The 16242-nt window shown below is 68.4% G+C and carries 1 pseudogene; it reads right to left on the bottom strand.

What is annotated here, in order from left to right:
• Nucleotides 1–41 precede the first annotated feature (41 nt).
• Nucleotides 42–16226: pseudogene (locus NAM01S_RS07325) on the bottom strand (type I polyketide synthase); the annotation flags it as partial.
• Between the last annotated feature and the right edge of the window lie 16 nt (nt 16227–16242).

Raw genomic sequence — 16242 nt, 5'->3', positions numbered from 1 at the left:
CCACCCGGTCGTCGTTCCTAGCCCGCGAGCCAGCCCTCGATCGCTTCGGCGACATCGGCCGAACCGTCCTCGAGAATCGAGAAGTGGTCGGCCGCAACCGAGACAACGGTATGCGCCGGATCCCACGGCTCGGCCTGCCAGTCCGCGCGATCCGACGAGCTACCGAGGAAGCTCTCGGCGCACTGGATGAACAGCGTGGGCGTGGTGACGGAGCCGGGCATCATCTGCTGTAGCAGTTGCACGTACCGGCCCATACCTGTCAACCGATCCCGGTCGAAGCGACCGAAGGTGGCTTCGTCCGACACCATGTGTTCGGCCATCGCTCGCAGCAACCAATCGCCGTCGTCGTGCACCTTGTAGGTGTCCAGCATGACCACGCCCGCGGGCGCTGGGCCACCGGCCGCTTCCAGGTGCTCGGTGACGCGGTAGGCCAGCAGGCCGCCCGAGGAGTAGCCGAGCAGAACGAACGGTTCGCCCTGCGCCGCCGCGAGGACGGAGCGCGCGATGGCTTCCGCGGCCGCCGCCGGCGTCGCCGGAAGTGGCTCTCCCTTTCGGCAGCCGATCGGCGACACCGCCACGATGTCCCGCGCACCGCCCAGGTGCGAGGCGATACGGGCGTACTGATGCGCGCCCCCGGTCGCCAGCGGCGGTGTGAGGCAGATGATCCGCGGCAGCGCGGATCCCGCGGCGAGCCGCGTCGGCACCGGCAGCCGGTCCGGTTCCGGTGCGGCGGTGAACTGTTCGCGCAGCTCCGCCGTCACCCGCAACAGGTCGAAGGCCTGGACAAACCGGCCGCTCTCCACCGCGCCACGGAACATCCCGTACAGCGAGTCGTCCTCGGCGGCAGGCGCATCGCCGCGTCGTGCGGTCGCGGCGAGTTCCGTCCGCAGGTATCGAGCCAGCGCCGCGGGCGTCTTGTGGTCGAAGATCGCGGCCGTCGGCAGCGTCAGACCGGTGGACGCGTTGAGCGTGGTCCGCAGCTCCATGGCGGCCAGTGAGTCGAAGCCCGATTCGAGGAAGTCCCGCTCCGGGTCGAGCGCATCGACGCTCTCATGACCCAGCAGCCTGGCAGCGGTCTCGAGAATGTGCTTGCGGAGCCACTCTTCTTGCTCGGACTCCGGGAGCTGGGCGAGCTGCCTGCGCAGTGCGCTCGCGTCCTTGGCAGCGGTGCTCTGTCGCCGCCCTGCTCGCTTGGCCAGGTCGCGCAGCAGCGCGGGCACCGCATCGCGAGCCCGCAGGGCGGGCAGGTCGATCTCGGTCAGGACGCTCGCCGGAGCCGCCGAAGCCACTGCGGCATCGAACAATTCGAGTGCCTTGTGCGCGGCGAGTGGCGGCAGACCCTGGCGGCGCATGCGCTGCCGGTCTGCCTCGCCGAGCCACTGCGACAGGCCCGTTTCGATATCCCACAGCCCGTAGGCGAGCGCGGTGGCAGGCAGGCCTTCGGCGTGCCGGTGGGTGGCGAGCGCGTCGAGGAATACGTTGGCCGCCGCGTAGCCGCCCTGGCCTGCGGGCAGGATGGAGCCCGCGACCGAGGAGATCAGCACGAAGGCGGACAGCCCGGCAGGCCGGGTGAGCTCGTGCAGATACCAGGCCGCGTCGGCCTTGGCGGCGAGGGAGTAGTCGATCTGCTCGGGCGTCAGTGTCTCGACCATCCCGTTGTGGGCAACGCCCGCGACGTGCACGACCGCACCCAGCGGATGCTCGGCCGGGACCGAAGCGAGCAGTTCTCGCAACGCGTTTCGGTCCGCCACATCGCAGGCGACCACCCGCACCCTGGCACCGAGATCGGTCAGTTCCGCGACGAGATCCGCGGCGGCATCCGGTCCGCGGCGCCCGGCCAGCAGCAGGTGCCGCACACCGTGCTCGCTCACCAGGTGTCTGGCGAGGTGACGGCCGATTCCGCCGGTGCCGCCGGTGATCAGTACCGTCCGTTCCGGATCCCACGGCGCCCGCGCGGCCGACTCGGGTAGCGCGGCACGCACCAGCCGCGGCACCCACGTCCCATCCTCCCGGACGGCCAGTTCCGGTTCGCCCGACATCGCCGCGGCGGCAAGGTGATCCGCGGTGATCTCGGCTGCGGCCTCGACGAGCACGATGCGCCCGGGATGCTCCGTTTGCGCCGCGCGCACCAAGCCCCACACCGCAGCTGCGGCCGGGCCAGACGAGCCGTCGGTGACGACAGCCAAAGTGGTTGCCGTGTAACGCTGTTCGCGCAGGAACTCCTGCACGACCCCGAGTGTCCGGTGCAGCGCGGTACGCAATCGGACCGGCTCGTCGGCGCCGTCGACCGGGGGACGGAACAGCACGACCGAGGCCGACTCGGACGACCCCCACTCGGCCCACGAACCCGCCGAGCGCAGTTCAGGACCGGGCCGCCAGCTGACCTCGTACCGCCCGTCCGGTGCGGAACGAGTTGCGGCCGACAGCAGTTCGAGCGACATCGGGCGCAGCGCGAGCGACCCGACGGACAACAGCGGCGACCCACCGGCATCGGCGCTCGCCAGGGCGACCTCGCCCTGGTTCAGCCAGGACAATCGAACCCGCACCCGCCGGGCGCCGTCGGCGTGCACCCGCACCGAGGACCAGGCGAACGGCACCAGGGTGGGCCGCTCGGCCTGCTCGTCCACGCCCCGCGGAAGGCCGAAGGACAGCGCGTGCATGGCCGCGTCCAGCAGCGCCGGGTGCATGCCGTAGCCCTGGGTTGCGGTCGATTCGGGCAGCGCGACCTCGGCGAAGAGGTCGTCACCACGCCGCCACATGGTTTCCAGTCCGCGGAAGGCGGGCCCGTAGTTGTAGCCGTGGTCGGCGAGTACGTCGTAGGCGCCTGCCAGCTCGATGTCCGTGGCACCGGCCGGTGGCCACTGCGTGAAATCCGCCCAGCCGTCCGGTGTTTCGGCTTCCCGGGTCGGACTCACCGTGCCCTGCGCGTGGTGCGTCCACGGCGCCGACGGATCGTCGTCGTCCCGCCGAGAGTAGATGTCGAGCCGCCTGCGGCCGGTGTCGTCGCCGTCGCCGACGATCACCTGGATGTCGGCGCCGCCCTGCCCCTGGAATACCAGTGGCGCGAGCAGGGTGAGTTCCGCCAGCTCCGGGCAGTCGACCTGGTCGCCCGCGTGGGCGGCCAGTTCGACGAATCCGGTGCCCGGCAGCAACACCGTGCCGAGCACGTCGTGATCGGCAAGCCAGGGATGGGTGCTCGTGGACAGGCGGCCGGTGAATCGGACGCCGCCGCTCTCCGGCTGCGCCACCAGGGCGCCCAGCATCGGGTGGTCGGTGGAGCGCAGGCCGAGTGCGTGCGCCTCCCCGGTGTGCAGCGGGCCGGTGGACCAGAAGCGGCGGTGCTGGAAGCTGTAGGTGGGCAGGTCGATCTTCGTGCCGCCGGTGCCGGTGTAGTAGCTCGTCCAATCGACCGTCGCACCCGAGACGTGCAGTCGGGCGAGGCCGGTCAGCACGGTCGCGGGGTCCGCGGAGTCACGTTTGGACAGCGCGACAGTCGTCGCGGTGTCGAGGGTTTGGGCGATCATCGGGGTCAGCACCGCGTCGGGGCCGACCTCGGCGAACCTGGCCACACCCAGATCCGCCATCGCCGCGACGGCGTCGGCGAACCGCACCGTGTCCCGGACCTGACCGACCCAGTACGACGGATCCGACATCTCGTCGGCGACCCGGGCGCCGGTCACGGTGGACACCAGCGGGATACGCGGACGTGCGAACGTCACACCCGCTATCGCCGTGGCGAATTCGGCCAGCATCGGGTCCATCGAGGCCGAATGGAACGCGTGCGAAACCCGGAGTCGGTGTGTGCGCCAACCGTGTTCGGCACAGGCCTCGGCGAGAGCGACGACGTCGGCTTCGACACCGGAGAGCACCACCGACGACGGGCCGTTGACCGCCGCGATCGACACCGCACCGGTCAGCAGCGGCCGAACATCGGCCTCGGAAGCGCCCACGGCGACCATCGCGCCACCCGAGGGCAGCGCCTGCATCAAACGACCACGCGCGGCCACCAACACACAGGCGTCCGCCAGCGACAGCACGTCGGCCACGTGCGCGGCGGCGACCTCACCGATCGAGTGACCGGCAACCACATCCGCGCGCACGCCCCATGATTCGAGCAGCCGGAACAACGCGACCTCGAAGGCAAACAGACCTGCTTGCGCGAACACGGTGCGGTCGACCAGATCGGCGTCCGCCAGTGCCGTGCTCAGCGAAACAGGCTGCGCCAGCAGCGGATCGAGCTCGGCGACGATCGCGTCGAAGTGGTTGCCGAAGACCGGGAAGGCCGACCGCAGCTCTGCGGCCATGCCTGCCCACTGGGCACCCTGACCCGAGAACACCACACCCGTGGAACCGGCCAGCACGCGGCCGGTCACCACACCGGGCGCCTGCGCACCGGCCGCCAAGGCCCCGATACCTGCCAGCAGCCCCGAACGGTCACCGGCAATCACCACGGCGCGATGCTCGAGAACACCGCGTGTCGACGCCAGCGAGAAGCCGATATCGATCGGATCGTGTTCGCCCACACGCGATGCCAAGCGGTCGGCCTGCGCGGCCAGTGCCTCGGCACTGCGAGCCGAGACGGTCCATGGCAGCAGCCCGCCCGCAGGCGCGGACTTGACCTCCGGCTCCTGCGGCGCCGTCGGTGCCGGGGCCTGTTCGATGATGACGTGGGCGTTGGTGCCGCTGATGCCGAACGACGAGACACCCGCACGACGCGGCCGATCCACCTCCGGCCACGCCACCGCCTCGGTCAGCAAGCGGATATGTCCTTCGGACCAATCGACTTTGGTGCTGGGCGCATCGACATGCAGGGTCTTCGGCAACAGCCCGTGGCGCATCGCCATGACCATCTTGATCACACCACCGACACCGGCGGCGGCTTGGGCGTGACCGATGTTGGACTTCAACGAACCGAGCCACAGTGGCCGATCCGCATCGCGCCCCTGCCCATAGGTGGCCAAAAGGGCCTGGGCCTCGATCGGATCGCCCAGAGTCGTACCGGTGCCATGGGCTTCCACCACATCGACATCGGTCGGCGACACCCCCGCATTGGCCAACGCCTGCCGGATCACGCGTCGCTGCGAGGGACCGTTCGGCGCGGTCAAACCATTCGACGCGCCATCCTGATTCACCGCCGAACCGGCGATCACCGCGAGCACTTCATGGCCGTTGCGGCGGGCATCGGACAGCCGCTCGAGCACCAGCATTCCGGCGCCCTCGGACCAACCGACACCATCGGCCGCGTCCGCGAAGGACTTGCACCGGCCATCCGGCGACAAACCGCGCTGCCGACTGAACTCCACCAGAGTTTCCGGAGTCGCCATCACCGTCACGCCACCGGCCAACGCCAGATCGCACTCCCCCGACCGCAGCGACTGCGCCGCCAAATGCATTGTCACCAAGGACGACGAGCACGCCGTATCCACCGACACGGCCGGGCCCTCCAACCCGAGGGTGTAGGCGATGCGGCCGGACACCAGGCTGCCTGCCGCACTGTTGCCGGTCCCCTGGGCGTAGTCGTGGTACATGACGCCGGTGAAGACGCCGGTCGAACTACCGCGCAGCACCGCGGGATCCACACCGGCGCGCTCCAAAGCCTCCCACGTGGTTTCGAGCAGTTGCCGCTGCTGCGGATCCGTCATCACGGCTTCGTTGGGGCCGATTCCGAAGAAGTCGGCGTCGAAATCGGCAGCGGTGTGCAGGAATCCGCCCTCGCGCGTGTAGGACTTGCCCGCGCGGCCGGGTTCCGGATCGTAGATGCCGTTGAGGTCCCAGCCTCGGTCGACCGGGAACGTCGATATCGCGTCCCGGCCGGTGCGCACGAGTTCCCAGAGTTCTTCCGGGGACGTCACCCCTCCGGGGTAGCGGCAGGCCATGCCGACCACGGCGATCGGGTCGCCGTCGACAGCCCTGACGGCGGTGACCTCGGCATCGCGACTCGTCCCGGCGAACTCGTCGGCCAGGTACCGCGCCAAGGCCTCGGGTGTGGGGTAGTCGAACACCAAGGTCGCGGGCAGCGTGAGACCGGTGGCGGCCTTCAGCGCATTACGGAATTCGACAGCGGTGATCGAATCGAAGCCCAGCTCGTTGAAGGCCCGGTCCGCCGCCACCGCGTTCATGTTCTCGTGGCCGAGGACGGTGGCGATCTGACCGCGCACGATCTCCAGCAGCACGTCGAAACGCTCGCCGTCGGGAGTGCTCGACAGCCGAGCACGCAACGCCGCCGACGCACCCGAGGCGGCCTTGCGGCGCTGCGGGACCAGTGCGGAGAACAGCGCGGGCGCTGTGAATTCCGCGGAGCGCATGGCATCCAGATCCACCCTGGCGAGGACGAGGGCCGCCGTGTCCATTGCCGTCGCGGCGTCGTACAGGGCGAGACCCTGGTCCGCCGACAGCGGCAGCAGGCCCGACCGGGACATCCGGCGCCGGTCGACGTCGCTGAGCTCCGCGGCCATACCTCCGTCCGTGCTCCACAGCCCCCAGGCCAGCGATAGGCCGGGCAGCCCGGAGGCCCTGCGGTGCGCGGCCAGCGCGTCGAGGCAGGCGTTGGCCGCGGCGTAGTTGCCCTGACCGGGGCTTCCGAACGCACCGGCGACCGAGCTGAACAGCACGAACGCCTTCAACGGCAGGTCGGCGGTCAGCTCGTGCAGGTGCAGCGCGGCGTCGACCTTCGGGGCAAGCACCGCGTCCATCCGCTCCGGACTCAGCGATGCGATCGCACCGTCGTCGAGCACACCGGCGAGGTGGAAGACGCCCGTAAGCCGTTGTGCGGCAGGAACAGTGGCGAGCACTTCGGCGAGCGCGCCGCGATCGGCGACATCGCATCCGACGAACTCGACCTCGGCACCGAGCCGCTGCAACTCTTCTCGCAATGCCGTTGCGCCGGGACCGGATTCGCCCCGCCTGCTGAGCAGCAGCAGACGGCGCACGCCATGGGCGTTCACCAGGTGCCGGGCGAACAGCCCACCGAGGAAGCCGCTGGCACCGGTGATCAGGACGGTGTCGTCCGGCTCGAAGGAACCGGTCACCGGAGCGGCGGTGGCGACGACCCGCCCGAGTCGCGCTCTGTACACCTGCCCGCCACGCACCGCCACCTGCGGTTCCTCCGGCGCGAGAATCCCGCCGAGCAGACCGCCGAGCTCGGAATCGGTATCCACCAACACGATTCGGCCGACGCCCTCGGCCTGTGCAGAACGGACCAGGCCGCCGACAGCGGCACCGGCCAGATTCGAAATATCCTCCCCGGCCACCGACACCGCACCACCGGTCCGAACAACCAATACCGAATCACCGAACCGCGGCTCGGCAATCCAGGAGTGCAGTGCTTCCAAAACCCGATGAGTAGCGGCACGAACGGACGCAGGGTCATTGCCCGCCGGGCAGTCCAGCACCACTACCTGCGGGACCTGTTCTCCCACGTCACCGAGATCCGCCCATGCCACCGAGGCGATCTCGTTCTCGCTAACCGTGATCGGTGTCCAGCTCACATCGAAGACGGCGGTACGGGTAATCGATGTGCCCGCGGTCAGCTGTGCGGGATCGATCGGCCGAGACGCCAAGTGCCGCACCGTCGCCACCGCAACACCGGTCGAGTCCGCCAAATCCAGTGCGACTCCGCGTTCACCGATTCGAGTGAGCCGAACGCGCAACGCATCGGCCCCCGCCGCATGCACCGTCACACCCGACCACTCGAACGGCAACGCCAGACCGGATCCCTCCGACCCGGCTTCATCGGCGAAACGCAAGGCGTGCAACGCCGCATCCAACAACGCTGGATGCACACCGAACCGTTCCGCATCGCCTCGCGCCGCCTCAGGCAACTCGACCTCGGCATAGAGCCCATCGGCTCCGCGCCACACCGCCCGCAGCGCCTGGAACACCGGACCGTAGTGATAGCCCTGCGCATCGAGAGAGTCGTAGAGGTCCTCGACGGGAACCGCGATGGCGTCGGCGGGCGGCCACTGCGCAAGGTCCGCCGGTGTGTCGTCGGCTCCCGACACCAGGACGCCTTCGGCGTGCAAAGTCCACGACGTCTCCGGTTCGGCGTCGTCGTCGGGGCGGGAGAAGATCCGCACCCCGCGACGTCCCTCGTCCGCGGCGCCGATTACGACCCGCACCGCGACACCACCGGACTCCGGCAACACCAGCGGGGCACGCAGAATCAGCTCGTCCAGGCTCGAAAAGCCCACCCGCTCACCGGCGTGCAAGGCGAGTTCGACGAGACCGGTGCCGGGGAACAACACGGTGTCCATGACCCGGTGGTCGGCCAACCAGAGCTGCGTCCGCACCGACAATCGGCCGCTGACGGCGACCACATCGGAATCCGGTTGCGACACCACCGCCGACACCAGCGGGTGACCGGTCGCGACGAGACCCATCGACCGGGCGTCGCCCTTGCCCGCGGCACCTTCGGATATCCAGTAGCGCCGGTGCTGGAAGGCGTAGGTGGGCAGGTCGATGCGCCGCGCCCCCGTCCCGGAGTAGAAACCGGGCCAGTTCACCTCGGCGCCGGCGACGAACAATCCGGCGATCCCACCCACCACCGCGGACGCGTCGGCACGGTCACGGCGTGCCAACGCGACCGCCACGGCGGCCTCGTCGTCGAGAGTCTGCGCGACCATCGGGGTCAGCACCGCGTCGGGGCCGACTTCGGCGAATCGGGACACACCCATATCCGCCATCGCCGCAACGGCATCCGCGAAATTGACGGTGTCCCGGACCTGGCCGACCCAGTACGCCGGATCGGTCATCTCTTCGGTGATCCGGGTTCCGGTCACGGTCGACACCAGCGGGATCGTGGGCCGACCGAAGGTCAAACCCTCGATCGCCGAGGCGAACTCGGCCAGCATCGGGTTCATCAATGCCGAATGGAAGGCGTGCGAGACCCGCAATCGATGTGTCCGCCAACCACGCTCGGCACAAGCCTCGGCGGTAGCCATGACATCGGCTTCCACACCGGAAATCACCACCGACGACGGACCGTTCACCGCCGCGATCGACACTCCCTCGGTCAGCAGCGGTGTCACGTCCGCCCGCGAGGCGCCGACGGCGACCATCGCCCCACCGGAAGGCAACGCCTGCATCAAACGACCACGCGCGGCCACCAACACACACGCATCCTCGAGCGACAACACACCCGCCACGTGCGCGGCAGCGATCTCACCGATCGAGTGACCGGCAACCACATCCGCACGCACACCCCACGATTCGAGCAACCGGAACAACGCCACCTCGAACGCGAACAACCCCGCCTGCGCAAACACCGTCCGATCGACCGAAATCTCGTCCGACAACGCAGTGGTCAGTGAAACCGGCTGCTCCAGACGCGGATCCAGCTTCGCGACGATCCCGTCGAAGTGCTCGGCGAACACCGGATACGCCGCACGCAACTCAGTCGCCATACCGGCCCACTGCGCACCCTGACCCGAGAACAACACACCCGTCGAACCCGACGCCACGCGGCCGGTCACCACGCCCGGAACGATTTCGCCGCGCCCGAGGGCCTGGATACCGGCCCGCAGGGCGTCGTCCTCGGGCGAGAACACCACGGCACGATGCTCGAACAACGCTCGCGAGGTGGCGAGCGAGAATCCGATGTCGATCGAATCGTGGTCGCCGACATGGGAGGCCAGCCGCCGGGCCTGCTCCGCCAGTGCCTCGGCACTGCGCGCCGAGACCACCCACGGCAGGACCCCGCCACTCGGCGCGGACGCGACCACCGGAACCGGGTCGGCCGCGGGCGCCTGTTCGATGATGAGGTGAGCGTTCGTGCCGCTGAGGCCGAACGAGGAAACACCCGCGCGACGCGGCCGATCCACGTCGGGCCACGCAACCGGATCCGTCAGCAGGCGGATATGCCCTTCGGACCAATCGACTTTCGTGCTCGGCCGGTCGACATGCAGCGTCTTGGGCAGCGTGCCATGGCGCATAGCCATGATCATCTTGATCACACCACCGACACCAGCAGCAGCTTGGGCATGACCGATGTTGGACTTCAACGACCCCAACCACAAAGGACGATCGGAATCCCGGTCTTGGCCATACGTGGCCAGCAACGCCTGCGCCTCGATCGGATCACCCAAAGTCGTACCCGTACCGTGCGCCTCGACCACATCGACCTCTGTCGGCGACACACCGGCATTGGCCAACGCCTGACGAATCACCCGCCGCTGCGACGGACCATTCGGCGCCGAGAAACCATTCGACGCACCATCCTGATTCACCGCCGAACCAGCGATCACCGCGAGCACTTCATGACCATTACGGCGGGCATCGGACAACCGCTCCAACACCAACATTCCGGCGCCCTCGGACCACCCGACACCATCGGCCGCATCCGCGAACGACTTACACCGACCATCCGGCGACAAACCCCGCTGCCGACTGAACTCGATAAGCATCTCCGGGGTGGACATCACCGCGACACCGCCGGCCAACGCCAGATCACACTCGCCCGACCGCAGCGACTGGGCCGCCAAATGCATGGCCACCAGCGACGACGAACACGCCGTATCCACCGACACCGCGGGACCTTCCAAGCCAAGCGTGTAGGCGATGCGACCGGACACCAGGCTGCCTGCGACGCTGTTGCCGGTCCCCTGGGCGTAGTCGTGATACATGACGCCCGTGAACACACCGGTCGAACTGCCCCGCAGCACACCGGGATCCACACCGGCCCGCTCCAGCGCCTCCCACGAGATCTCGAGCAGCAACCGCTGCTGCGGATCCATCATCGTGGCTTCGTTGGGACTGATCCCGAAGAAGTCCGCGTCGAAATCCGCTGCGTTGTAGAGGAATCCACCCTGCCGCGTATAGGTCTTGCCCGCCTTTCCTGGCTCCGGATCGTAGATACCCTCGAGGTCCCAGCCACGGTCCGACGGCAGGTCATCCGTGGTGTCCATGCCTTCGGCGACCAGACGCCACAGGTCTTCGGGTGAAGCGACGCCACCCGGGTAGCGACAGCTCATCGCCACCACCGCGATCGGATCGTCGCCGGCCACCCGGCTGGCGGTGACCGCGACATCCTGGCTCGTGCCTGCGAGTTGGGAATCGATGAACTCGGCGACGACCTGCGGGTTGGGGTAGTCGAAGACCAGCGTCGCGGGCAATTGCAGACCCGTCGCGGCATTCAACTTGTTGCGGAACTCGACGGCGGTCAACGAATCGAACCCGAGCTGCTGGAACGCCTGCTGCGGCTCCACAGCATCCACCGACGCATGCCCCAAAGTGGCGGCAGCGACCGACCGGACGCGATCGAGCAAAGCGCGCGCACGATCCGCGTCCGACAAACCGGCCAGCTTTCGGGCGAAAGCCTGACCAGCCGCGCCTTGGTTGGCGCGGCGCACCGGGGTCGGCACGAGGCCGCGGACCAGGGCCGGGATCAGCTCGCCCCGCGTCCGGAGCACCGCCCGATCGATCCGCAGCGCCACCAGCTGCGGGGTGTCGGTGGCGATCGCGGAATCGAACAGCGCGAGACCCTCGGCCTCGGAGATCGGCGGGAAACCCTGTCGGCGCAGCACATCGAATTCGGCCTCGGACAGCTCGACACCGAGCCCGGTCGATCGCGCCCACAACCCGTAGTCGATGGCTGTTGCCGGCAATCCCAGGCTGTGACGATGTGCGGCAAGGGCATCGAGGAACACGTTCGCCGCGGCGTAGTTCGCTTGCCCGGCGGCAAGCACCAATCCGCCCGCGGACGACACCAAGACGAACAGCGACAACGCGGCGTCACGAGTCAGCTCGTGCAGATGCCACGCCGCATCGACCTTGGGCCCGAATACATAATCGACCCGCTCGGCCGTAATCGACTCCACCAGACCGTTGTCCGCTGTACCCGCCGCGTGCACCACACCGACCAGCGGTTGTTCTGCCGAAATGCCGTCCAGCAACGCGGCAAGCGCAGACCGATCTGACACATCACACGCGGCAACAGTCACCTCGGCACCGAGTTCGGCCAGCTCCGCACGCAGCTCCGCAGCACCAGGGGCATCCATGCCACGCCGAGACGTCAAAAGCAGATGACGCACACCATGTTCGACCACCAAGTGCCGAGCGATCACCGCACCCAGACCACCCGTACCACCGGTCACCAGCACCGTGCCCGGCTCGGACAACCGAGGGTTCGAACCGGGCGCGTGACGACTCAATCGCGGCACGAGCAGGGTCGAACCACGTAGCGCGGCCTCGGGTTCCAGCGCGACGGTCGCGGCCACAGCGGCGATGGTGTGCGCGTCACGATCCTCGTCCCGATCCAGGTCGAGCAGCTGGAATCGGCCAGGATGCTCCGCTTGCGCCGCACGCAGCAGACCCCACACGGGCGCCTGACCCAGATCCACCCGCTCCGAATCGGCAACGGCCACCGCACGTCTGGTCAGCACCACCAAACGCGAACCGGCGAAACGCGGTTCGGCGAGCCAACCCCGCAGTGTGTCGAGCACACCGATCGCGATCCGACGGGCGGCCTCCGGCGGCGCACCGTCGTGGACGGGGATCTCCCACAGCACGATCTCCGGACCATCCGTTGCCCCGGCCCCATCCAACTCGGTGATCAGGGCCGCGAGGTCACCGTTCAGCACCGCCACCCGGCCAGGCTCGACGCTCGCCTGCGACGGTGCGGCAGCGACCCACTCCACGCCGTACAGGGCATCATCCACCCGATCCACTTGGAGGCGATCGGCCGACACCGGCCGAGAAACCAAGGCCCCCACCGACATCACCGGCCCGCCTTGCTCGTCGGCCAACTGCAGCGCGAACCTGGTGCCGTCGACCACGATGCGCACCCGCACCGCGCTCGCACCGGCCGCATGCAGCACCACCCGGTGCCAGGTGAACGGCAGCGCCGGGAAGCCCTCGACACCGCCACGCATACCGTGCACGATCCCGGCGTGCAGCGCCGCGTCGAACAGTGCGGGATGGATGCCGAATCCCTTGCCGTCCTGTGCATCCGGCAGCGCGACCTCGGCGAACAACTCGTCACCGCGCCGCCACGCCGCCTGCAGCCCCTGGAAGAACGGGCCGTAGCCGTACCCGATGTCGAGCAGCTCGTCGTAGACGCCGTCGATGCCAAGGGGCTCGGCACCGGCCGGCGGCCAGGCGGCGAGATCGAAATCGGCCGCCGCCTCGTCGGGTGCGAGCACACCTTCGGCGTGCAGCGACCACGGCCCCTCGCCGGTCTGCCGCGAATGCACACTCAACCGCCTGCGACCGGCCTCGTCCGCCGCCGTCACCACGACCTGTACCGAGACGCTGCCCTCGGCAGGCATCGTCAACGGGGCCTGCAAGACCAGCTCGTCCACCACGGCGCAACCGAGCACACCGCCGACGTAACTCGCCAGCTCGACGAATCCGGTGCCGGGCAGCAATACGGTGCCGAGCACGCTGTGGTCGGCAAGCCACTCGACCGAGTCCACGGTCCACCGGCCGGTGAAACTCACGCCACCCGAATCCGGATGCGGCACCACCGCACCAAGCAGCGGATGCTCCACCCCATCCAGCCCGACCGAGCCGGCACCGCCCAGTTCGGCGCCCAGCCACGACATGGTGAGCGCTTCTTTGGGATCCAGCCAGAAACGCTGATGCTGGAAGGCGTAGGTGGGCAGGTCGACGCGCCGACCTCCGGCGTGGAGACCGGCCCAGTTGACCTCGGCACCGGCCACGAACAGCCCGGCCACCCCGGCCAACACCGCGGACGCATCGGCACGGTCACGACGCGCCAATGCCACCACTGCGGCGGTCTCGTCGTCGAGAGTCTGGGCGATCATCGGGCTCAGGACCGCGTCGGGGCCGACCTCGGCGAACCGAGACACACCCATATCCGCCATCGCGGCAACGGCATCGGCGAAACTAACGGTGTCGCGCACCTGACCGACCCAGTACGCCGGATCGGTCATCTCTTCGGTGATCCGCGCGCCAGTCACCGTCGACACCAACGGGATGGTGGGCCGACCGAAGGTCAAACCCTTTATCGCCGAGGCGAACTCGGCCAGCATCGGCTCCATCAACGCCGAATGGAAAGCATGCGAAACCCGCAAACGGTGCGTGCGCCAACCACGCGCGACGCACACCTCGACAACAGCCTGAACCGCGTCCTCGACACCGGACAGCACCACCGACGACGGACCGTTCACCGCCGCGATCGACACCCCCTCGACACCGGCCAGCAACGGCAGCACATCACCCTCGGACGCACCCACAGCCACCATCGCCCCACCAGCAGGCAACGCCTGCATCAAACGACCACGCGCCGCCACCAACACACACGCATCCTCGAGCGACAACACACCCGCCACATGCGCGGCAGCTACCTCACCGATCGAATGCCCAGCCACCACATCCGCACGCACACCCCACGATTCGAGCAGCCGGAACAACGCCACCTCGAACGCGAACAACCCCGCCTGCGCGAACACCGTCCGATCGATCGAATCCTCGTCCGACAAGGCCACATTCAGGGATGTTTGCTGCCCCAGCAGTGGTTCCAGCCGCGCGGCAATCGCATCGAACTGCTCGGCGAACACGGGATACACCGCACGCAACTCGGCCGCCATACCAGCCCACTGCGCACCCTGACCCGAGAACACCACACCCGTCGAACCCGGCACCACCCGACCGGTCACCACACCAGGAGCAGTCTCGCCGCGCCCCAGGGCCCGCATGCCCGCCAGCAGCCCATCACGATCCTCGGCCACCACGACCGCACGATGATCGAACACCGCACGCGTCGACGCCAGTGAGAAACCGACATCCACTGGATCCAAGTCCTGATCAGCGACATGAGACGCCAAGCGGACGGCCTGCGCGGCCAGCGCCTCGCTGCCGCGCGCCGAGACCGCCCACGGCAGAAGCCCACCCGTCGGCACAATCTCTCGTTCCGGAGACTGTTCCACCGCCGGTTCGGCCACCGGCGCCTGCTCGATGAGGACGTGCGCATTCGTGCCGCTGATACCGAACGACGAGACTCCCGCACGACGCGGCCGACCCGCGTCCGGCCACGCCATGGCTTCGGTCAACAACCGCACATGACCCTCGGTCCAATCCACCTTGGTGCTCGGCCGATCGACGTGCAGCGTCTTCGGCAGAGTGCCATGGCGCATCGCCATGACCATCTTGATCACACCACCCACACCAGCCGCCGCCTGAGCATGGCCGATGTTGGACTTCAACGAGCCCAACCACAGGGGACGATCCGCAGGACGCTCCTGGCCATAAGTCGCCAGCAACGCCTGCGCCTCGATCGGATCACCCAGAGTCGTGCCCGTACCGTGCGCCTCGACCACATCGACCTCGGTCGGCGACACCCCGGCATTGGCCAACGCCTGCCGGATAACCCGTCGCTGCGACGGACCATTCGGCGCGGTCAAACCATTCGACGCACCATCCTGATTCACCGCCGAACCGGTCATCACCGCAAGCACGTGATGACCATTGCGCTGAGCGTCGGACAACCGCTCCAACACCAACATTCCCGCGCCTTCGGACCACCCGACACCATTTGCCGCGTCCGCGAACGACTTACACCGGCCATCCGGCGACAAACCCCGCTGCCTGCTGAACTCGACGAGCGTCTCCGGAGTCGCCATCACCGCGACACCACCGGCCAAGGCAAGATCGCACTCCCCCGACCGCAACGCCGCCGCGGCCGAATGCATCGCCACCAGCGACGACGAACACGCCGTGTCCACCGTGACCGACGGACCCTCCAGACCGAACACATACGAAACACGGCCCGAGGCAATGGATCCCGTGTTCGCGTTGGCCGGATAGTCGTGATACATCATGCCGACCCACACACCGGTCCGGCTGCCCTTCAACGAACCCGGATCGAGACCGGCCCGCTCGAACGCCTCCCATGATGTCTCCAGCAGCAGAAACTGCTGCGGATCCATCAGCGCCGCCTCATTGGGGCTGATGTTGAAGAACGCCGGATCGAATTCGCCTGCGTCATGCAGAAAGCCGCCCTCGCGGGTGTATGCCGAGTTCGGCGTCTCACCGGTCGGGTCGTACAACCGTTCGATGTCCCAGCCGCGATTCGCCGGGAACTCCGACGTCGCGTCGGTCCCCGCGGCAACGAGGTTCCACAACTCCTCCGGCGAACGCACCCCACCCGGATACCGGCACGCCATACCCACGATCGCGATCGGCTCACGAAGCGACGACTCGAGCTTGCGGTTGCGGGCACGCAACCGCTCGGTCTCCTTGAGCGAGACACGGAGCGCCTGAGCCAGCTTCTGAGTGTTGTCGTCG

The organism is Nocardia amikacinitolerans NBRC 108937, assembly GCF_001612615.1.
Lineage (GTDB): Bacteria > Actinomycetota > Actinomycetes > Mycobacteriales > Mycobacteriaceae > Nocardia > Nocardia amikacinitolerans.
The sequence above is the reverse complement of the archived record's forward strand: the minus strand, read 5'-3'. Positions and strand labels throughout refer to the sequence as shown.